This is a genomic window from Streptomyces sp. NBC_01224 (assembly GCF_036002945.1).
Taxonomy (GTDB): domain Bacteria; phylum Actinomycetota; class Actinomycetes; order Streptomycetales; family Streptomycetaceae; genus Streptomyces.
The window spans coordinates 2,372,899-2,393,653 of the sequence record NZ_CP108529.1; the positions used below are offsets into that span (position 1 = coordinate 2,372,899).

Below are 20,755 nucleotides of genomic sequence, written 5' to 3' on the forward strand. Positions count from 1 at the left end.
TCCTCTACCGTTCATACGATGAGAGCCGCATCGCCCACCGCCAGGAGAGCACGCCGACTCGGCTGGCCGCAGCGGGTCTTCTCCCAGGTTCTGCTGATGCAGCTGGCCATCGCCACCGGTGTCACCGTACTCGCCACCGGCCTCTTCCTGGCACCCCTCAGCGCACAGCTCGATGATCAGGCGATGCGCCGTGCACTCGCCATCGCTCAGAGCACGGCGGCCCAGCCGCAGATCGCGCAGTCGCTGCTCTCCACGGCCCCGGCCCCCACCGGGCCCGTACAGACCGCGGCCGAGCGGATCAGACGCGCCACCGGCGCCGAGTACATCGTCGTCATGGACCGGCGCGGGGTGCGCTGGTCGCACACCGATACCGACCAGATCGGCCAGGTCGTTTCCACCGACCCGAGCGACGCGCTCGCCGGCCGGAACGTCATGGAGATCGACAGCGGCACGCTAGGCCGCTCGGCCCGCGGGAAGGTGCCTCTGCGCGACGGGACGGACCGCATCGTGGGCGCCGTCTCCGTCGGGATCGCGTACGACAGTGTCCGTGCCCGGCTCCTCGCGGCGATTCCCGGGCTGTTCGCCTACGCGGGCGGGGCGCTCGCTGTCGGGGCGTTGGCCGCCTATCTGATCTCCCGACGCCTCCAGCGGCAGACCCATGACCTCGCCTTCTCCGATATCTCCGCGCTGTTGACGGAGCGCGAGGCGATGCTTCACAGCATCCGGGAAGGGGTCGTGGCACTCGACCGGACCGGCCACATCCGGCTCCTGAACGACGAGGCGCAGCGGCTGCTCGGGCTCGGCCCCGATGCCGCGGGCCGCCCGCTCGACGCCGTGCTCGGCGAGGGGCGGACCGCCGATGTACTGGCCGGCCGGGTGGTCGGCGACGATCTGCTGACGGTGCAGGGCACCCGGGTCCTGCTCGCCAACCGGATGCCGACCGACGACGGCGGCGCCGTCGCCACCCTCCGCGACCGCACGGAACTCGAACATCTCGGCCGCGAACTCGACTCCACCCGAGGCCTGATCGACGCGCTGCGGGCCCAGGACCACGAGCACGCCAACCGGATGCACACCCTCCTGGGGCTGCTGGAGCTGGACATGCACGAGGACGCCATGGAGTACGTCACCGAGGTCGTCGGCGTCCACCGGGCAACGGCCGAGCAGGTCACCGAGAAGGTGCACGACCCACTGCTGGCCGCGCTACTGGTCGGCAAGGCCACGGTCGCGGCGGAGCGCGGTGTCGCGCTCCGCATGGCCCCCGGGACCCTGCTCCCGGACCGGCTGGTGGACCCTCGCGGGCTGGTCACCGTCGTCGGCAATCTCGTGGACAACGCACTGGACGCGGCGGCCGGAGCGGACGGCGCACTGATCGAGGTGGGCCTGCACGCCGAGGGCCGTACCGTGGTATTGCAAGTCCGCGACAGCGGCCCCGGGGTTCCGCCCGGGCAACGCGAATCGATCTTCACGGAGGGCTGGTCGACGAAGGAACTCCCGGCGCACGGCAAGCGCGGGCTGGGCCTTGCACTGGTGCGGCGGCTGGCGGAACGGCAGGGTGGCGGAGTCACTGTCGACGGGGCCGCGGACGGTGGTGCCGAGTTCACCGTCGTACTGCCGGAAGCCTTGGCCGTCCCGGAGATGACGGACCCTGAAATGACTGAACGGGAAATGACCGAACCGAAAACCGGCATCGCGGGAGAGGCTCAGTGATCGAGGTCCTGGTCGTGGATGACGACATCCGGGTCGCGAAGGTCAATGCGGCCTATGTCTCCAGGGTGCCGGGATTCCGGGTGACCGCCCAGGCGCACTCCGCCGCCGAAGCCCTCGCCACGATCGAGGAACAGCGTGTGGACCTGGTCCTGCTGGACCACTACATGCCCGACCGCAACGGTCTGACGATGGTGCGTGAGCTGCGCCGGCTCGGTCACCACACCGACGTGATCATGGTGACGGCGGCGCGCGACGTCGCCACCGTCCAGGAGGCCATGCGACATGGCGCGCTGCAGTACCTGGTGAAGCCGTTCACCTACGCGGGGCTGCGTACCAAGCTGGAGGCGTACGCGACTCTGCGCCACGCCCTCGAAGGCGGCGGCGAGGCGGAGCAGGGTGAGGTGGACCGGCTCTTCGGCGCCCTGTGGGCGGCGGGCGAACCCGACCTGCCCAAGGGCCACTCACCGACCACGGCGGAGCTGGTCAAACAAGCACTTCGGAGCGCCGAAGGGCCGCTCTCCGCACAGGAGATCGCGGAGAGCGCCGGGATGAGCCGGCAGACCGCCCAGCGCTATCTGAAGCTGCTGGAAAGGACCGGCAGAGTGCGGCTGACGCTGCGGTACGGCGAGACGGGCCGCCCGGAACACCGCTACACATGGTCCACCGGCGGGCAGGCCTGACAGATCCGGTCCGTACGGTGCACACGCGCGGCTACACCGCCCCTGCCCCGGTCAGCGCACGGACCTCGGTCTCCGCATGTTTGGCGGCGTCGGGCGGCTCGGTGGACGTGACCGTTCCGATCCAGCCGGCCAGGAAACCCAGCGGGATGGAGACGAGGCCGGGGTTCTCCAGGGGGAAGAGCTGGAAGTCGGCGCCGGGAAAGAGCGAGGTGGGGCTGCCGGAGACGACCGGGGAGAGCAGCACGAGCAGCACGGCGGGGATCAGCCCGCCGTAGACCGACCAGACCGCTCCCCGGGTGGTGAAGTTCCGCCAGAGCAGGGAGTACAGCAGCACGGGGAGATTGGCCGAAGCGGCGACGGCGAAGGCGAGCCCCACCAGGAACGCCACATTCAGGTCCTGGGCGACCAGACCGAGCCCGATGGCGGCAACCCCGATCCCCGCTGCGGCGACCCGGGCCACGGTGACCTCGCTGTACTGCTTGGAGCCAGGACGCCTGAGCGAGGCATAGAGGTCATGGGCCACAGAGGCGGACGAGGCGAGGGTGACCCCCGCGACGACGGCAAGGATGGTCGCGAAGGCGACGGCGGCGACCACGGCGAACAGAATCGTTCCCCCGGTGGATCCTTCGCCACCGCCGAGGACCAGGGCCAGCAGCGGAACCGCTGTGTTCCCCGCGGGATTCGACGCTCGTACCTCCGCCGAGCCGACCAGTGCCGCCGCCCCGAATCCAAGCACGATCGTCATCAGGTAGAAGCTGCCGATGAGCCCGATGGACCAGACGACCGAACGGCGGGCCGCACGGGCGGTGGGCACGGTGTAGAACCTCGACAGGATGTGCGGCAGCCCCGCCGTACCGAGTACCAGGGCCAGGCCCAGGCTGATGAAGTCGATGCGTGCCGTCCAGTATCCGCCGTACCGGAGGCCGGGCGAGAGGAACCGTCTCCCATGCCCGCTCCGTTCGGCGGCGGAGTTGAGCAGGGCATTGAAGTTGCCATGGAAGTGGACCAGGACGAGCACGGCGAGCACGACCGCTCCCGCCATCAGCAGAACGGCCTTGACGATCTGGATCCAGGTGGTGGCGCGCATCCCTCCGAGCGATACGTAGATCACCATGAGCGCCCCGACACCGATGACGGTCCAGGAGCGGGCGGCGCTGCTCGTACCGCCGAGAAGCAGGGCGACCAGGCTGCCCGCACCCACCATCTGCGCGACGAGATAGAGCACGGAGACGGTGACGGACGAGGTGCCCGCGGCGATCCGGACCGGGCGCTCCGCCATCCTCGCCGCCACCACATCGGCGAGCGTGAACCGGCCGCAGTTGCGGACCAGTTCGGCGACCAGGAGCAGGACGACGAGCCAGGCGACGAGGAACCCGACCGAGTAGAGCATGCCGTCGTAGCCGAAGAGGGCGATCAGACCGGAGATCCCGAGGAAGGACGCGGCCGACATGTAGTCGCCGGCGATGGCGAAACCGTTCTCCATGGGGGAGAACAGTCGGCCGCCCGCATAGAACTCCTCTGCCGAGCCGTGCCGGTTACGACTCACCCAGGTGGTGATGGCAAACGTCACTGCGATGAAGGCGCTGAACAACAGGAGCGCCAAGGTCTGGTGGTTCCCGTTCAACGCCCGATCCCCCGCGTCATCTCCTGTGTCTCCCAGCGCAGATCGAGTGCGGCCCGGTCCCTGCGCAGTCGTGCGTGACGTGCGTACGCCCCGGTGAGAAGGAACGTCGTGAGGAACTGTCCGAGCCCCGCGACCATCGCGACATTGACCGCTCCGGCCACCGGACGGGCCATCAGCCCGGGTGCGGTGACCGCCGCGACGACATAGGCGAGATACCAGACGAGGAAGGCGAGGGTGGCGGGGATGACGAACCGCCGGTACCGACGGCGCACTTCCTGGAAGGCCTCGCTGCGCTGGACTTCCAGATAGATGTCGGCCGCACTGTGGCCGCGCTGCGGGTCAGCGGGCCCGGGTGGTCCGGCGGGAGCGAAGCTCCCCGCACCGTCCAGCTCGCCCCATCCGGAGGCCAGCACGTCGTCCCACGGGTCGTCGAGTCGCATCGCTGCGGCCTCGTGCCCTGCTTCCTTCTCCACCGAACAACTCCCCTTGTCCACGGACCACTTCGGCCGCATATCCAAGAATGGGCAGATCGGGAAGATCCCGGGCATTCATTCGCCGGTCTTCACCACTTCAGGTGAAGGTTGACCCGGGCGGCTGTGCGAGGCCCCGAACGTACGCATAGCGAACGGCCTGTGCCCGGTCGCGTACCCCGGCCTTGGCGAAGAGGTTGTTGATGTGGCTTTTCACGGTGGCCTGCGAAATGTGCAGCCTGCGGGCGATCTCCAGGTTGGACAGACCCTCCGCGATCAGAACCAGCACTTCCAGCTCACGTGGTGTCAGACCGTCGGGCAGTTGGGGATCGGGGGCCGAACCGGGCGGCGGGGGCTGCGTGGTGACGCGCTCCAGCAGACGGCGCTGCACGGAAGGCGAGAGCCCGGCCTCGCCCGACAGCACAGCCTGGATGGCCCGCACGATCTCATCGCCCCCGGCGTCCTTGGTGAGATAGCCCCGGGCTCCCGCCTGCAACGCGGGGAAGAGCGAGTCGTCATCCGCGAATGTCGTGAGCACCACCACCTGGGTTCCCGGATACTCCTTGCGGATCCGCCGTGTTGCCTCCGCCCCGTCGCAACGGGGCATCCGCAGATCCATCAGAACCACGTCGGGGGCCAGCTCGGCCACGAGCGCGACGGCCTCTTCACCGTCCTTCGCCGAACCGACCACCTCGATTCCGGGCAGCATCCCCAACAGCATCACGATTCCTTCGCGCACCACCGACTGGTCATCGGCGACCACGACCCGCGCGTTCACGCGGGCACCCGCAGACTCACCACGAAACCCTCCTCCCCGGGACCGGCCTCCAGCGTCCCGCCCATCAGCTCGGCCCGCTCCCGCATCCCCAGCAGACCGTATCCGGAGCCACTGACGGCGAGTTCCTCCTCGTGTCCGTGCCCGCCCGAGTCCCGGACCTCCAAGGCGATTTCGTCCGGCAGATACTCCAGCCGTACGAGGACCCTGGCCCCCGGTGCGTGCTTGCGCACATTGGTCAAGGCCTCCTGCGCCACCCGCCGGACCGTCTGCGACGCCTCAGCGGTCAGCGTCCGCTGTTCCCCCGACACGCTGACCTCGGCAGGCTCCGCGGCCACCAGCTGCCGCAGGAAATCCTCCACCGGGGACACCTCCCCCCGGAGCGCCGATAGAGCCTGCCGGGTCTCCGCAAGCCCCTCCCGCGCCATGGAGCGTGCCGCCACCACCCGCTCGAGTACCCGGTCCCGGAACTCCCCCGCGGGCTCCCGCTCGATCAGCAGTCGCGCCGCCTCCAGATGTACCAGCTGCGCCGAGAGGCTGTGAGCGAGCACATCGTGGATCTCCCGGGCGATCCTGGCCCGCTCGTCCAGGGCAGCCGTCTCGGCCTCGGCCGCACGGGCCGCCCGCTCCTGCGCGAGAAGTCTCTGGGCGCTGCCGCGGGCCTCGGCATCCAGTCTGATCACGTAGCCCGCCAGGGAGAGGCCCGCTGTGGTCATGGCCATGGTCAGCCAGCCGTCAGTGTTGACGGCGGCGTATGCGCCGAGTGCGACGGCCGTGGTCGGGAGACCTGCCGCGAGCGGCAACCTCTCCAGCGCGGCGACCGCGCAACCGCACCACAGGATCACAGCGGGCACACCGGCGCCGGTCTGTCGCGCAACGAGTGCCGCCACCATCAGCAACGCCAGAAGTCCCAGCGACGGCCACAGCCGGTGTTCCAGGCTGGTCCGGAAGAACGCCCACGCGGCAACCGCACAGCCCAGAACGCCCACCAGCCCGAGCGCGACTTCCCAGGGCCCGAACCGCCCGCCGGTGAATGTGCCCCAGAACATGGCGGTGAGCAGACCCAGTCGGATGGACCAGGCGATCGCCGCCCGTGGGCGGGCGCGGCTCACCCGCGAGAGGGCTTCCCTGGACGGCCAACTCGTCCAGATCGTGCGAGTCACACGCGGTCCTTCCACGCCGGCTGCGACGACATCCCGTCGGCAGAGCCACCGTACGCCGGACGCATCTGCGCGGCCCGCCACATCAGCACACCACTGCGCACCGCCAACGTGACCGCGAGAGCCGACAGCAGTGCGGCGCTGCCCTGATGTATACCCATCAGCGCGGCAGCCCCGTAGAGGGCCGCCCGCAGCGCCAGTCCCCCTGTCCAGACGAAGACGGTGGCCTTGGTGCCCTTGCTCCACAGCGAGCCGTCCGCCTCGCGCCACAGCCGAGAGGTCCAGCCCCAGCCGGCGCCGGTCACCAGCCCCACCGCCAGCTCTGCGCCCAGGACCGCCACGGAGAGCGCCTCGTGACGCGGATCCACCAGCCCGGGCTCGCGCAGCGACATGACGAGGAGAATGCCCGGCAGGATCCACCAGCGCTTGTCGTCGGAGATCCGCCCTGCCGAGCACTGGCGGACCACGACAACAGCGATGACGGCGACGATCACCAGGACATTGACAAGCCCCGACATGGCTGCCTCCGAGATGCGGGAAGGTTGAACGCCTTCGACGCTACGGAAACGATCAGGTCAAGGGATCGGCTCAGGGGTTGATCCTGGGTGGAGTCGCCGTCTCCACCCAGGGGTGGAGACGGCGACGCTCAGGCGTCGATGCGTGAGCGGTCCAAGGTGGCGGCCGAGCTGGTGATGAACTCCTTGCGCGGCGCCACCTCATTGCCCATCAGCAGATCGAAGACCTGCTCGGACGATTCCAGGTCGCCGATGTTGATCCGCCGCAGTGTGCGGTACCGAGGGTCCATCGTGGTCTCCGCCAGCTGGTCGGCGTCCATCTCGCCCAGACCCTTGTAGCGCTGGATCGAGTCCTTGTACCGGATGTTCTTCCGCTGCAATTCCAGCAGCCGCTGACGCAGCTCGCCGTCGGAGTACGTGTAGATGTACTTGTCCTGGCCCTTCTTGGGCTGAACAAGCTCGATCCGGTGCAGCGGGGGCACAGCGGCGAAGACCCGACCTGCCTCGACCATGGGCCGCATGTAGCGCTGGAACAGCGTCAGCAGCAGAATGCGGATGTGCGCGCCGTCGACATCGGCGTCCACCAACAGGACGATCTTCCCGTAGCGAGCGGCGTCGATGTCGAAGGTCCGCCCCGACCCGGCTCCTATGACCTGGATGATCGCACCGCATTCGGCGTTCTTCAGCATGTCCGAGACCGACGCCTTCTGGACATTGAGGATCTTGCCCCGGATCGGCAGCAGTGCCTGGAACTCGCTGTTCCGGGCGAGCTTGGCCGTACCGAGCGCGGAGTCGCCCTCGACGATGAAGAGCTCGCTGCGGTCCACGTCGTCGCTGCGGCAGTCGGCGAGCTTCGCCGGCAGCGAGGAGGACTCCAGCGCTGTCTTGCGGCGCTGTGCGTCCTTGTGCTGGCGGGCCGCGATGCGGGTGCGCGCGGCCGCCACGGCCTTGTCCAGGACCGCCCTGGCCTGGGCCTTGGCATCGCGCTTCGTCGAGGTCAGGAACGCCTTGAGTTCCTTGGCCACGACGTTGGCGACGATCCGGTTGGCCGCCGAGGTGCCGAGCACCTCCTTGGTCTGGCCCTCGAACTGCGGCTCCGCCAGTCTCACGGTGACGACCGCGGTGAGACCCTCCAGTGCGTCGTCCTTGACGATGTCGTCCTCGGCGACGCGGAGCATCTTGGCGGAGCGCAGCGCCTCGTTCACCGTCTTGGTCACGGAGCGTTCAAATCCGGTCACATGGGTGCCACCCTTGGGGGTGGCGATGATGTTGACGAAGGACTTGAGGTTGGTGTCGTATCCGGTGCCCCAGCGCAGGGCGATGTCGACAGCGAGTTCACGGGTGACCTCGGTCGCCGTCATGTGTCCGCGCTCGTCCAGGACCGGCACGGTCTCCTTGAACGTGCCCTGACCGGTCAGGCGCAGGACGTCGCAGACCGCCTTGTCCTGGGCGAGGTACTCGCAGAATTCACTGATTCCGCCGTCGAAGCGGAAAGTCTCCTCGGTCTTGCCCTCGCCGTCGAGAGCACGCTCGTCACGGACGACGATCGTGAGGCCGGGGACGAGGAAGGCCGTCTGCCGCGCCCGCTGGTGGAGCGTCTCCAGGTTGAGTTTGGCGTCCTTGAGGAAGATCTGCCGGTCCGCCCAGTAACGCACCCTGGTGCCGGTGCGCGCCTTCGGCACCCGCTTGCCCTTGAGCAGGCCGTTGGCCGGGTCGAACGGGCTGTCAGGCCCCTGCTCGGTGAAGATCCCCGGGACTCCGCGCCGGAAGCTGATCGAGTGGGTCGCGCTGTTGCGGTCGACCTCGACGTCCAGCCGGGCGGAGAGCGCGTTGACCACGGAGGCGCCGACGCCGTGCAGACCGCCCGACGCGGCGTACGAGCCGCCGCCGAACTTTCCACCGGCGTGCAGCTTGGTCAGCACGACTTCGACGCCGGACAGGCCCGTCTTGGGCTCGACGTCGACGGGGATGCCGCGACCGTTGTCCCGGACCTCCACGGAATTGTCCTCGTGGAGGATGACCTCGATGTGATCGCAGTAGCCACCAAGAGCCTCGTCGACCGAGTTGTCGATGATCTCCCAGAGGCAGTGCATGAGACCGCGGCTGTCGGTGGACCCGATGTACATCCCGGGACGCTTGCGAACCGCTTCGAGCCCCTCGAGTACGAGCAGGTGCCGCGCGGTGTAGTTGGAACCGTCTCGGTCTGCTCCGGTCAGCAGCGCAGTGGACGGCACGGACGTATCGGCGGTCACGCGGTTCGCTCCTCGCTGAATTTCATTTGAGGCCCAGTCGGTAACGGGCTCGGCTTCGGTCGCCGCTGAGAGGGTACCGAGGCCTGGTAGAGCGGATGTAACGCCACCCTCCGAGAACCCTCACACTAGTCCAGCCTCGCATACACGTTCGATCCCTCGTATGAGTGACGTGAACATCACGTTCCCTTCCAGGCATGAACCATTTAGGCTCCGGGCACGTCCTCATGAACAAACCGGCAAGCCAGCCGGGAGGATCCACCAAGACAAGCAACGCGAAACCGTAGCGCTACGCAATACGGCACATTCGCCGCGAACCGGCAACAGACAGCCATCTTGAGAAGAAGTTTCGAAGAAAAGCCACGAGCGGGAACGTTTTCGGCCTGGTTGGATGTTGACCCTGGTACGACAGCTCGTCGAGCTAGAGAAGAGGCGACGTGACTACTGTTCTGACCCCCGCGAGCCCGCTGACCGCAGCAGACCGCTGTGACCGTTGCGGCGCCCAGGCATATCTGCGCGTCGTCCTGATCAGCGGCGGTGAACTGCTCTTCTGCGCCCACCACGGTCGCAAGTTCGAGCCGGAACTCAAGAAGATCGCCGCGGAAATACAGGATGAGACGGACCGGCTGACGGCCGTGCAGGCCCAAGCCGCCGAAGAGGAACAACACTGACACCTCGCATCCACGACGAGCCAGGGTCGGGTCCCAGACCTGACGGCGGGCGGCTTCCCGAATGGGGAGCCGCCCGTTCTCGTACCCGCAGTGATGTCGTTCAGCTGCCGCCCGGCATCCAGCCGATCGCAGCGGAGATCCGCGTGTACACGCCGGGGCTCCCGACCCGGGCGCAGCCGTTCCCCCAGGACACCAGCCCGATGAGCCGCCCACGGGCCACCAGCGGCCCGCCGCTGTCGCCCTGGCATGCGTCGTGCCCACCCAGCAGTTCGCCCGCGCAGAGCATCGCCGAGGCGTCGTACGTACCGTCTCTGCCGCCCGGGTAGGCCTGCCGGCACAGACTGTCCGGCAGGACGCTCACTTCGGCGGAGCGGAGTGATGACGCATAGTCGCTGTTGCCGGTCGTGTCACCCCACCCGTAGACGACGGCGCCGGTACCCGGCTCGTATGCCGCGTCACCGGATTCAGCCATCGGGATCACGCTCTTGGCGGGCAGCTCGTCGGCCAGGGTGAGCACCGCCAGATCCCCCGCGTTCGTGGTGGGGTCGAACCTCGGATTGCTCCACACCGCCTGTACCGGTGTCTCCTGCCCTCCGGTCCCGCGCAGGGCGTCCCGGCCGGAGATGACCCGCAGATCGCGCACCTCGCCGACGTCGACGCCGAGCGCCTCTCGGCTCAGGCAGTGCGCAGCGGTCAGTACCTTCTTCGGCGCCACCACGACACCGCCGCAGAACTGCCCGGCGCGCGTCTCTCCGAACCGGTCCCGGCTGGACAGTGCCACAACCCAGGGGCTGTCCTTGATGTGTGCGGGCTGGCCACCGATGACGATGCTGTCCGAGACAGCCGCAGCGGGGGATCCGAGCGCTATCGCAGCCGTGGCGGCAACAAGGGCGAACACCTCGGCCATGGCGCGAAAAACTGTACGGGACATGCACACTCCTGACTCTGTGGTGAACCATTCCCACCCAGAGTCATCCGACCCGTCGCCGACCGCACCCGCAGATAGGCCGAAGGCCCGGCTCCCCACGGGATCCGGGCCCTCGGTCTGTGCACTCCTGCGACCTAGTCGAGGTAGTCGCGCAGCACCTGCGAACGCGACGGATGGCGCAGCTTCGACATGGTCTTCGACTCGATCTGACGGATGCGCTCGCGTGTCACGCCGTAGACCTTGCCGATCTCGTCCAGCGTCTTCGGCTGCCCGTCGGTGAGACCGAAGCGCATTGACACCACGCCCGCCTCACGCTCGGAGAGCGTGTCGAGCACCGAGTGCAGCTGCTCCTGAAGGAGCGTGAAGCTGACCGCGTCGGCCGGGACGACCGCCTCGGAGTCCTCGATCAGGTCACCGAACTCGCTGTCCCCGTCCTCACCCAGCGGGGTGTGGAGGGAGATCGGCTCACGACCGTACTTCTGGACCTCGATGACCTTCTCGGGGGTCATGTCGAGTTCCTTCGCCAGCTCCTCCGGAGTGGGCTCGCGGCCCAGGTCCTGGAGCATCTGACGCTGCACACGGGCGAGCTTGTTGATGACCTCGACCATGTGCACCGGGATGCGGATGGTGCGGGCCTGGTCGGCCATGGCGCGGGTGATCGCCTGACGGATCCACCAGGTGGCATACGTGGAGAACTTGTAGCCCTTGGTGTAGTCGAACTTCTCGACCGCGCGGATCAGACCGAGGTTGCCCTCCTGGATGAGGTCCAGGAAGAGCATGCCGCGGCCGGTGTAGCGCTTGGCCAGCGAAACCACGAGACGGAGGTTGGCCTCCAGCAGGTGGTTCTTGGCGCGGCGGCCGTCCTCGGCGATGATCTCCAGTTCGCGCTTGAGCTTCGGCGCGAGTTTGTCGGAGTTCGCCAGCTTGTCCTCGGCGAACAGACCGGCCTCGATGCGCTTGGCGAGCTCGACCTCCTGTTCGGCGTTGAGGAGGGGAACCTTGCCGATCTGCTTCAGGTAGTCCTTGACCGGGTCGGCGGTGGCGCCGGCGACGGCGACCTGCTGCGCAGGTGCGTCGTCCTCGTCGTCGTCGGAGAGGACGAAGCCCTTGTTCTCGCCCTCGCCCTCCTCTTCCTCGCCCTTGCCGGCCTTTACTTCTTCGGCCGCCTCGTCGCCGTCGAGGAGCTCGTCGTCCTGCTTTCCGGACTTCTTCGTTGCGGTCTTCTTGGCCGCCGTCTTCTTCACGGCGGTCTTCTTGGCAGCCGTCTTCTTGGCTGCCACCTTCTTCGCAGGGCCGGCCGCGGCAGCGTCGTCAGCCACCACGTCCACGGTCTCTGCCGACGGGGCGGCAGTGGCCGCGACGGTCCTGGTCACGGTCGTCTTGGCCGCGACAGTCTTGGTGGCGGTGCGCTTGACCGGGCTCTTTGCTGCGACGCTCTTGCGGGCACGCTTTGACGGCTCCGCGGCACTGACCATCAGCGTCACACCCTCTTCCTCGAGGATCTGGTTGAGGCTGCGCAGAACATTCTTCCACTGGGTTGGCGGAATCTGGTCAGCCTCGAAGGCCCGACGCACGTCATCGCCGGCGATCTGCCCATCAGCCTTTCCCCGCTCGATGAGCGCCATCACAGACTCGGACTCGGCGATCTCCGGCGGGAGCGTACGGGATGTGCTGGCCGACACGAACAACCTCTCGGAACGATGGAAACGGCTTCCGGCCCGGCCCTGGAGAGGGCTGGAGCCGACGACCGTCGGGCTGGGAATGTACCGACGGCGCGGGTTTGGCCTCAGAACTGCACAGCGCACTGAACGGCTGCTGTATTCCTTCCGCGGCGGTCACCTCTTAAGTCATCGCACTGTTTCGAGGAGTGTTACGCCCAATCCGCGTGGCCCGAGTCACACCTCATTTGCGACGAACGTGACCAGAGGTACCATCCCCCCACAATTGTGCCGCCGGACCACTGGGGCCCGGCGACACGTGCTTCGTACACCCTGGCCGTGTTGCGCTCAGTGCTCGCGGGGCGCGGGCACCACCCGCTCCACCTCGGGGTGGACGACGAGCAGTTGACGCATGGCAGCTTCGGCACCCGCCGAGTCGCCGGATGCGAGGGCATCGACGATCCGGGCATGGTGGCCGAGGGATGTCTCGCTGGGGCGGTCGCAGCCCGTGACCGGACCGCCCGAGACCTGCAGGGCCGCCGAGACGATGCCGGAGAGGTGCTCAAGCATGCGATTGCCCGCCGCCTGGATGAGCAGGGAGTGGAACTCCGCGTCGGCCCGGGAGCAGGTGATCCCGTCGCCCTGTCCGAGCGCGTGCCCCATGATCTCGACCATGTCACTGAGGCGCTGCTGAATATCCTCACGGCCGTGACCTGCGGCGAGACGGGCAGCGAGCGGCTCGATCGTCCACCGGAGCTCCCCCAGCTCACGGCGCTGATCCTCGCGCTGAGGACCGAAGGCACGCCACTCGATGATGTCAGGGTCCAGCAGATTCCAGTCACTGACGGGGCGGACCCGGGTACCCACATTGGGCCGGGCGCTGACCAGGCCTTTGGCCTCAAGAACACGCAGTGATTCACGTACGACGGTGCGGGAGACCTCGAAACGCTGACCGATCTCTTCCGGCACGAGGGGGCGGTCGGCGCCCAGATCACCGGAGACGATCATCTGGCCCAACTGCTGAACGAGTTGGCCGTGGAGGCCACGGCCACGGCTGGCCGAGCCTCGTCGGCTCGCCCGGCCGAGCTCGGCATCGGGACCGTCCCAGGAGCGAAGAGCGGCACGCTCGCCGGCCGGCGCCTCCGCATACGGGTAGCGGTCGAGTTCACCCGGACCGGCGAGGCCGGAGTCGGCGGAGCGGGCGGCGGTCATCATGGTGTGCGCAAGGGTACTCACGCATCCTTTGTCGGCGCGGCCCAGCCGACCCTTGAGGTCTTTGGTGAAAAGCACACGAAAGGGTGATCGGCACCCACCCCCCAATTGACGCCTTATTGGTTGAAATCGGGCATCTTCAAGGAAGTTGTGAGGCTCCGAGCGATCTGCCACCACCCTGCGATCACCAACGGACCCTGCCGCGAAGGCTGGTGAACAGATACGCACAGATCAGGACCGACAACGACAACGACAACGCAGCCCCCACCGGGTGTGCCACCACGCGCACGACAGCTGCCACCCATCGGTCCGTCTCCTGCGGCCAGCGCGGCCACACCAGCTCGCGGAGCCTGGCTGGAAGCCCGACGACCGGACGAGAGGCCGGCCCCGTCAGCAAGCCCTGGACAATCGGCACGACGAGCACAGGAACGGCAAGTACCGCAGCGATACCGGCCGTCGTCGCTCTGAAGACTCCGGCGGCCAGGAGGCCCGCCCAGGCGCAGCCCACGGTCAGCCCCGCCCAACTCGCACTCAGATATACCGAATTCGAAGGAACCCTGATCTCGTTGCCGTACACGAGGTGAAGGGCTTCGGCGGAGGCCAGCACGACAGCCAGAGCGAGCACCAGGGCGACGCCCGCTGACACCACGAGCTTGGCAAGAAGCAACCCCAGGCGGTGGGGAACGGCGCCTCGACCCGCCGCCAACGCGGGGTAGCGGAACTCGTCGCCGAACGAGAAGGCACCGAGCAGTCCGGCCCCGACCGCTGCGGGCGGCAGTGGCAGCAGCGACGGCCAGGCCGCCAACACCTTCGGCAGCTGAGCATGGCCGGAGCGGGCGAGTAGGACGGAAATCCCGATCGAGGCGACCAGAACAGCACCCACGATCAAGGTTGTTGTCCTGACCCCGAGGAGGCGGCGCAGTTCGTATCGCAGCGGGTGGAGCGGGCCACGGGGCGGTCGGCGCCGGATCGGCGGCGAGAGTTCCGGACCGGCTGCCCGCGCGGCCGGTCGAGGTTCGACTTGCCCTTCGCCTTCGCCGACAGCGGGGTCTGCGGCATCTGCAGGTTCTGTGGGACCGATGTCGGCGACCTCGTCGGCGAGCCGGTGCACCGGGAGCCCGTGCCGGAATGCCGCGTCGCCGATCTCCGCGCAGGTGGAGCCGTACACGGAGAGGAGGCTGCTTGCTTCGGCGACCACCTCGACCGAGCGCCTGGCCGCTCGGGCCTCGCGGCTGACGACGGCGGCAAGGCGAGCTGCGTGGGGGCTACGGACCGCGACCCGGGGGCGGAGTCGGGTCCGGGAGAAGTCCCTGACGCTCTGGTCGGCGATCAGACGTCCGCCGTCGATGGTGACCACATGGTCGGCTGCTCGCGCGGCCTCCTTGGGATCGGTCGTGGTGTACAGAACGGTCCCGCCCTGGGCGGCATGGGCCTGCAGCAGCCCGTGCAACCAGCACTCCTCGCGCGGAGAGAGACCTTCTACGGGGTCGTCGAGGATGAGCGTGTGCGGGTCGCCGAGCAGCGCCGAAGCGAGGGCGAGGAGGCGGTCCATGCCGAGCGAGAGTGTGCCGATGCGCTGGTCCCGGAGTCCGGCAAGACCGACGGCCTCGAGCAGTTCGTCGGCCCGGGACGCCGGTACGCCTGCGGCGGCGCAGAGCATGCGGAGTTGGCCGCGAACGGTACGGGCGGGGTGACCGGGCACGTCCCCGAGGAGTACGCCCACCTCACGCACGGGGTGCGGGATGTGGTGCAACGGTCTGCCCCGGAAGTAGGTGATCCCCCGCCCCGAGTCGAGTTCGAGCATCAAGCGGAGGGCTGTGGTCTTGCCCGAGCCGGGGGCGCCCAGAAGTGCGGTGACGCGGCCGGGCCGGGCTTCGAAGGTGAGATCGTCCACGGCGGCCGGAAGGCCACGGCGGCGGGCGCTGGTGAGTCCGATGGCCTGGAGCATCGCTTCTCTCGCGGAAGATGAGACCGCTCGGCGGCAGGGAGGGTACCGCAGCAAGATAACGCGACATATCCGACTTTTTGCGCAGGGTCGACCTTGCGGGCGTTCCGCAAGGTCAGACTTCTGGCCTCAGCATCGGCGGGTTGAGCACCGTGGCCGCACCGGCCCGGAAGAGCTGGGCAGGGCGGCCGCCCTGCCGAGTAGTCGTCCCACCGGCAGGCACCAGGAAGCCGGGCGTGCCTGTCACCTTGCGGTGAAAGTTCCGCGGGTCGAGAACCACGCCCCACACCGCCTCGTACACCCTCCGAAGCTCACCGACCGTGAAAGCCGGCGGGCAGAAAGCGGTGGCCAGGGAGGAGTACTCGATCTTGGAACGCGCCCGTTCGACGCCGTCGGCAAGGATCTGCGCATGATCGAAGGCCAACGGGGCCTGGTTTTCGCCCTCATGGCCGAAGCCACCCTCCGGTCCGAGCAGATCCTCAACAGGCGCCCAACGCGCACTGTTCGCATCGCCACCCGCCCGGGGGGCCGGAAGGTCAGGGGCCAGAGCGAGGTGAGCGACGCTGACAACCCTCATCCGGGGGTCACGCCCGGGGTCGCCGTAGGTGGCGAGCTGTTCGAGATGGGCGCCGTTGCCCACCGCCGGGGCTGCAGGATCCTGGGCGCACAGGCCGGTCTCCTCGACGAGCTCGCGTGCTGCTGCGGCTCCGAGATCCTCATCGGCTTTGACGAACCCGCCGGGCAGCGCCCATCGGCCCTGGAACGGCGGCTCACCGCGGCGTACCACCAGCGCGCAGAGCGCATGACGGCGCACCGTGAGCACGACCAGGTCGACGGTGACAGCGAAAGGCGGGAAGGTCGACGGGTCGTAGGGCGGCATGCGGCGATCATAGTCGTCTGCCTGACGATAAACACTCCCTTCGCCGTGCTCTTCGTCCGTCAGGACGCCAGATTCCTCGCTGTGGCCCCGGCCCGCTCACCGGCCGGAAATCTTCAGGGCGTCGGCCATGGACGCCCTGAAGATCACCGAGTCCGCGCACCATGGCGACTCCTGCCGGCAGTCCCCGCAGCATGGAGATCGAACCGCGGTCGGCTTTTGAGTCGGCACCGACTTCACCGCAGTGGGCCGTGTACCCCCTCAAACCGGTGTCGCACGGAGCACCGGCCGCCCTCACAGCCTCCGGCGACGACCGTCGACGACGACAGCCCGGGCGCTGCCGGCCCCCGTCAGGGGCGGAGCGACAAGGCACGAGGATCACCGACCGCTCCTGGACCCGCGACGGCTGGGGGAGGCTTGCCCTGGCCGGCGTCGGGTGGTTGCCGTTTCGGGGCGGGCGGAACCGGATGGGGTCTTCCTTCGCCGTGCGGCGGTCGGGCGTGCCGCGCGGGACCGCGTGCTCCGGTCCGTACGGTGGCCGCGACGGCCCGTACGAGCACTGCGCTCCCGCCGTAGACAGCGACGCAGCGTCTCCGGATCAAGGCCTTGGTTGCACGCCTCATGGAGAAGTTGAGCAAAGGTGTACCCGGGATCCACCCGCAGGGCGAGACCCAGCGCGACCCGCGCGCCCGGTTCATCGCCCGTCGACCAGGAGACCCACCCGGCCAGGGTCAGCGGCGCCGCGGCGTGCTCCTCGTACGGTGCGACGCAGCGACGGGACAGCGCCCGCCAGAGTCGCAACGCGGAATCGGCTTCGGGCCCTTCCATCCATTCGGCCGCCTTGTCACGGGTTTCCCGGTCCTGCAGACCGAGGATCACCGCAGCGGCCTCGTCATGGCTGATCAGCCGGTCGTCATTGATGTCCGACGCGGAGGACACCGTAACCGGCGCCTCCATGAGGCGTTTCATGAGCCTTCGGGCAAGCCCCAAGGTCTCTCGGGCCACGTCCTTGCGTCCCACCTCGTCGAGGATCTTCGGCACCAGCTCGGCCCCGGCCGAGTCGAGTGCCCGTTGCTGTTCTGCAGCCACCGTCGTGTTCAGGGGTGCAAGCCTGGCCTCCATCTCCCGAAGCGTTCCGCGCACCTGAATGCCCGCGTATGCGGCGGCAGCCGCCATCACCGAGGTACCGGGCAGAGCCAGCTGGTTTCCTTCGACCGGGCAGCATCGCTCGTCCGGGCAGCAGTACGACCAGTACCGGCCGGCAGAGATGCAGAGCGCTTCGAGTACGGGTACGTCGAACGCACCACAGGCCGTACGCAAACGCTGGGCAAGGGGCTTCAGCCGCTCCATGATCTGACTGCCGCTCTCACCTTCGGCAGGATCCTGGCAGAGGAAGATGACGATCGCGTCAGGGCGCTCCCCACGCCGCTCGCTCCCCTTAATCAGGCACTCGGCAAGCTGCTCGGCGACGGGTGGCCATTCTTGAGGTGACTGCGGGATGCCGAGCCTGAGCCGCCCGCCGAAACGGCCCCGGCCGCCGTGCAGGGCGACCATGACCACGCTGTCGTTCGGGTGGAACCCCATGAGATACGGGAGGGCATCGGCAAGTTCGGCAGGCCCCCGCAGAGTGATCTGCTGCTCGTCGGCCGGACCGGTGGATTCGTGGTGCTGATTCATGGCATGACCGTCCCGCGGGCGGCCGAATTCCGCGACCCCTGTGGATAACTTTATCCACAGGGCAGCGGGGCCGTTCGCGGTTTGTCGTAGCCATCGGGTTGCATGGGGCATGACCAACGCAGACCGCGCAGAGCTCAGGGCTTCAGCTGATTCCGTACTTGCCCGACTCGTCGGGGACACCTCAGGCGCTGCAAGGCTGCGGGAGGAGCAGTGGCGAGCAGCAGCACATGACATCCGGCGCGCACGAAGGCGTCCGCCATCGCCAGGCCCAAACCACGCGCGGCGCCGGTGACGCACACGGACCTGCCGCTCAGGTCGGGGTAGATCGCCGCTTCGGTCGTCATGTTCCGCTCCGCTCCCACTCGCTGTACCGCGTTCTCCACCGTTGTTCTCGTGTGTGCTCAGGCCATGTGCATGCGGCCGTTCACATGGATGACCTCGCCCGCACGAAGCTCGCCGCGGGCGAGCACAAGATGGCGACGACGGAGGCCACTTCCTCCGGCCTGCCCGGTCGGCCGAGGGGGTGGCGGAGAGAGCGGTGTCACCGCGGGTGGCGACGTAGTCGCGGGTCATGGAGGTCTCGATGATTCCGGGCGAGACCATGTTGATCCGTGCCCTGGAGCCGAGTTCCCAGGTGAGGCTGCGGGAGAAGGCGTCCAGTGCGCCCTTGGTCGCCGAGTAGTGCGCGTGCCGGACGCTGCCGCGGTGACCGGCCATGGAGGTCAGATTGACGATGCTGCCGTCCTCTTTGAGGTGGGGGCAGGACGGCGCGGGTGAGGTAGAAGACACCGTTGAGGTTGACCGAGATAACCGCGTTCCACTGCTCGTCAGTCATGTCGGCGACGGCCTGTTCGGGATAGATCCCGGCAGCGGGTACGAGGAAGTCGACCGAGCGTCGTCCAGCCCCTGCTGTTCAACTTCCCCGCCACTCGGCTCGCGGGCAAGACCCTCGCGGGCGGCCTGGCACTGCTCAACACCATCGGCATCACCAGCGGCTTCGTCGGCCCCTACATCATGGGCTACACCGAAGACGCCACCGGCAACCATCTGTCCGGCCTGTGGGTGTCCGTCGTCCTGCTGGCCCTCGGCGCCCTGGCTGCTACGCGGCTGAGCTTCTCTCCCAAGTCCTGAGGCGCGCCGGAGATGGGCTCAGCGGGGCCTGAATACTCCGAGGGGCGGCGACTGGGCGCGCGTCGAGGTGCGGCCCTGACACCGGGAGGATCGCCGACACTGGGTGGTCGCCCGCCGCAGCGTCAGCCGCCCCGACGAGATCTCCTACTACATCGCCTACTGCCGCTCAGACACCACACTTGATCAACTGATCCGGATCGCCTGCAGTCGCTGGGCTGTCGAGGAATGCTTCCAGAGCGAAGCAGGAGGACGGGACGGGACGGAGGAGCGTCTCGCGCTTGTCGTCGGCATGCCCTGTGATCCAGATCACGGGCCGCAGGTGCATCGTGGGCCGCATGCCAGTGCCTTCTACAGGGTGTAGGCAACCGGCGAGAACAGGGACAGTGTGGATGGAGCAGAGTCGAGCCCGCGCGTTCGACGAGTTCGTGGCTGCCCGCTGGTCGGCGCTGGTCCACCTGGCTCGTCTGCTCGTCGGAGGCGATCGACATCGGGCCGAGGACTTGTTGCAGGAGTCCTTGGTCAAGCTCTGGTTCGTCTGGCCCAAGGTCGCGGATGACGCACCGGAGCCATACGTCCGCAAGGTGATGATGCGTGCGGCGGCACGCTCGGGACAGCGGCGTTGGTGGGGTGAACGCCCCGTCGAACAGCTGCCCGAGGCGGCGGTGGTCGGCGATGTGTCCACGGACGTGGTGGAGCGTTCTCGGCTGGAGGCCGCGCTGGCCCAGTTGTCGCCGAAGCAGAGGGTGGCGGTAGTGCTGCGCTACTACCAGGACCTGCCCGAGGGGCAGGTGGCGGAGGTGCTCGGGTGCCCGGTGGGCACGGCTCGGTCCCATGCCGCACGCGGAGTGGCGCGGCTGAGGCAGCTCCTGGGCAATGTGAACGAGCCGGTGCGGTGAAGGAGAACCCCATGGATCACTTCGAGCGGCAGCTGGCACAGATGATGCGCGACACCGAGGCACCCGCACCGTTCGAGCCGAGGCACCGGGAACGTCTCCAGGCAGGGGTGCGTGTCCGCTGTCGGAGACGGGCCGCACAGAGGGCAGTCGGCTCCGTCCTGGCCGTCGTCGGGCTCAGTGTCGGGCTGCTCCTGCTGCCCGGCCATGCGACCCGGGTCGAGCCCAGCCACCCCGGCCCACAGCCCACGACAAGCCCGTCACCCTCCGCCTCGCCCGCGACACCCGACGCGTCCCCGAGCGCGCCCTCCTCCTCGGGCGCCTCCACTGCCCCCGCGCCCCCGGACGGGACCGCCGCAATCACGCCGCCGGCCACGACCGGGAGTACGGCCACGGCCACCGAGACCCTGCCGGGGAGCGCAGAGGGCGCGTCGCCGCCCTCGACCTCGGCCCCGCCTTCGGGTACGGCGACCGCGCGGAACCAGCCGTCGACCGCCTCGTCCTCGCTCGTCACCCCGTAACGGGGTTAGCACACCGTCGCCCCGAGTCTCTTCGGCCTGCCCCGCACCAGGCCACGAAA

At 68.4% G+C, this 20,755-nt stretch carries 17 protein-coding genes and 5 pseudogenes; 6 read left to right on the forward strand and 16 right to left on the reverse strand.

Translation table 11 applies throughout. The features are described 5' to 3' along the window. The first annotated feature begins 18 nt into the window (after positions 1-18). Entirely contained in the window at positions 19-1,710 is a 1,692-nt protein-coding gene (locus OG609_RS09990; protein ID WP_327272493.1) for a sensor histidine kinase, read from the forward strand. Beyond that, on the forward strand, positions 1,707-2,390 hold the full coding sequence (locus OG609_RS09995; RefSeq protein ID WP_327272494.1) for a DUF7342 family protein: 684 nt from the start codon (positions 1,707-1,709) through the stop codon (positions 2,388-2,390). Before OG609_RS09990 ends, OG609_RS09995 begins: the two co-directional genes overlap by 4 nt. A 31-nt stretch (positions 2,391-2,421) precedes the next feature. On the opposite strand, the gene OG609_RS10000 is transcribed toward OG609_RS09995, so the two are convergent. From OG609_RS10000 to OG609_RS10025, 6 genes are all read right to left on the reverse strand, one after another. Continuing rightward, positions 2,422-4,014, reverse strand: a complete 1,593-nt coding sequence (locus OG609_RS10000; RefSeq protein WP_327272495.1) for a solute symporter family protein — start codon at positions 4,012-4,014, stop codon at positions 2,422-2,424. Beyond that, positions 4,011-4,454 carry a DUF485 domain-containing protein gene (locus OG609_RS10005; RefSeq protein WP_327277992.1) on the reverse strand — a complete coding sequence of 148 codons (444 nt, stop codon included), beginning with the start codon at positions 4,452-4,454 and terminating at the stop codon, positions 4,011-4,013. Before OG609_RS10005 ends, OG609_RS10000 begins: the two co-directional genes overlap by 4 nt. Positions 4,455-4,584: 130 nt before the next feature. Continuing rightward, positions 4,585-5,262: a response regulator transcription factor gene (locus OG609_RS10010; RefSeq protein WP_327272496.1), complete on the reverse strand. Its 678-nt coding sequence runs from the start codon at positions 5,260-5,262 to the stop codon at positions 4,585-4,587. Further along, a complete protein-coding gene (locus tag OG609_RS10015; protein ID WP_327272497.1) occupies positions 5,259-6,422 on the reverse strand; it encodes a sensor histidine kinase in 1,164 nt (387 codons plus the stop codon). The genes OG609_RS10010 and OG609_RS10015 overlap by 4 nt, the downstream gene beginning before the upstream one ends. Then, entirely contained in the window at positions 6,419-6,937 is a 519-nt protein-coding gene (locus OG609_RS10020) for a DUF1453 domain-containing protein (protein ID WP_327272498.1), read from the reverse strand. Before OG609_RS10020 ends, OG609_RS10015 begins: the two co-directional genes overlap by 4 nt. Before the next feature lie 128 nt (positions 6,938-7,065). After that, complete coding sequence (locus OG609_RS10025) at positions 7,066-9,186, reverse strand: DNA gyrase/topoisomerase IV subunit B (RefSeq protein WP_327272499.1); 2,121 nt, start codon at positions 9,184-9,186, stop codon at positions 7,066-7,068. Positions 9,187-9,620: 434 nt separating this feature from the next. Between OG609_RS10025 and OG609_RS10030 the strand changes: the two genes are divergently transcribed. Beyond that, positions 9,621-9,854 (forward strand): DUF7455 domain-containing protein, encoded by a 234-nt coding sequence (locus tag OG609_RS10030; protein WP_024489001.1) that lies wholly within the window; start codon positions 9,621-9,623, stop codon positions 9,852-9,854. A gap of 100 nt (positions 9,855-9,954) precedes the next feature. On the opposite strand, the gene OG609_RS10035 is transcribed toward OG609_RS10030, so the two are convergent. The 10 genes and pseudogenes from OG609_RS10035 to OG609_RS46150 form a co-directional block, all read right to left on the reverse strand. After that, the gene (locus tag OG609_RS10035; RefSeq protein ID WP_327272500.1) at positions 9,955-10,785 is read right to left on the reverse strand and encodes a S1 family peptidase; all 831 of its coding nucleotides are present in this window, start codon (positions 10,783-10,785) and stop codon (positions 9,955-9,957) included. A gap of 131 nt (positions 10,786-10,916) precedes the next feature. Further along, on the reverse strand, positions 10,917-12,464 hold the full coding sequence (locus tag OG609_RS10040) for an RNA polymerase sigma factor (RefSeq protein WP_327272501.1): 1,548 nt from the start codon (positions 12,462-12,464) through the stop codon (positions 10,917-10,919). Between the two features lie 324 nt (positions 12,465-12,788). Beyond that, the gene (locus tag OG609_RS10045; RefSeq protein WP_327272502.1) at positions 12,789-13,676 is read right to left on the reverse strand and encodes a FadR/GntR family transcriptional regulator; all 888 of its coding nucleotides are present in this window, start codon (positions 13,674-13,676) and stop codon (positions 12,789-12,791) included. Between the two features lie 160 nt (positions 13,677-13,836). Continuing rightward, the gene (locus OG609_RS10050) at positions 13,837-15,600 is read right to left on the reverse strand and encodes an ATP-binding cassette domain-containing protein (RefSeq protein ID WP_327272503.1); all 1,764 of its coding nucleotides are present in this window, start codon (positions 15,598-15,600) and stop codon (positions 13,837-13,839) included. Positions 15,601-15,712: 112 nt separating this feature from the next. Then, positions 15,713-16,477 carry an NUDIX hydrolase gene (locus tag OG609_RS10055; RefSeq protein WP_266357133.1) on the reverse strand — a complete coding sequence of 255 codons (765 nt, stop codon included), beginning with the start codon at positions 16,475-16,477 and terminating at the stop codon, positions 15,713-15,715. Between the two features lie 375 nt (positions 16,478-16,852). Continuing rightward, entirely contained in the window at positions 16,853-18,151 is a 1,299-nt protein-coding gene (locus OG609_RS10060; protein WP_327277993.1) for a DUF4192 domain-containing protein, read from the reverse strand. A gap of 245 nt (positions 18,152-18,396) precedes the next feature. Then, positions 18,397-18,495: pseudogene (locus OG609_RS46135) on the reverse strand (hypothetical protein); the annotation flags it as partial. Positions 18,496-18,575: 80 nt separating this feature from the next. Further along, positions 18,576-18,668: pseudogene (locus tag OG609_RS46140) on the reverse strand (hypothetical protein); the annotation flags it as partial. Between the two features lie 47 nt (positions 18,669-18,715). Beyond that, positions 18,716-18,940, reverse strand: a pseudogene (locus tag OG609_RS46145) (SDR family oxidoreductase); the annotation flags it as partial. Further along, positions 18,915-19,034, reverse strand: a pseudogene (locus OG609_RS46150) (SDR family NAD(P)-dependent oxidoreductase); the annotation flags it as partial. The pseudogenes OG609_RS46150 and OG609_RS46145, both read right to left, overlap by 26 nt. Positions 19,035-19,322: 288 nt before the next feature. Here OG609_RS46150 and OG609_RS10070 point away from each other — a divergent pair. The 3 genes and pseudogenes from OG609_RS10070 to OG609_RS10080 form a co-directional block, all read left to right on the forward strand. Continuing rightward, positions 19,323-19,520 (forward strand): annotated as a pseudogene (locus OG609_RS10070) (IS701 family transposase); the annotation flags it as partial. A gap of 151 nt (positions 19,521-19,671) precedes the next feature. Continuing rightward, positions 19,672-20,178, forward strand: a complete 507-nt coding sequence (locus tag OG609_RS10075) for a SigE family RNA polymerase sigma factor (protein ID WP_327272504.1) — start codon at positions 19,672-19,674, stop codon at positions 20,176-20,178. Positions 20,179-20,189: 11 nt separating this feature from the next. After that, positions 20,190-20,696 carry a hypothetical protein gene (locus OG609_RS10080; protein ID WP_327272505.1) on the forward strand — a complete coding sequence of 169 codons (507 nt, stop codon included), beginning with the start codon at positions 20,190-20,192 and terminating at the stop codon, positions 20,694-20,696. The last annotated feature ends 59 nt before the right edge of the window (positions 20,697-20,755 follow it).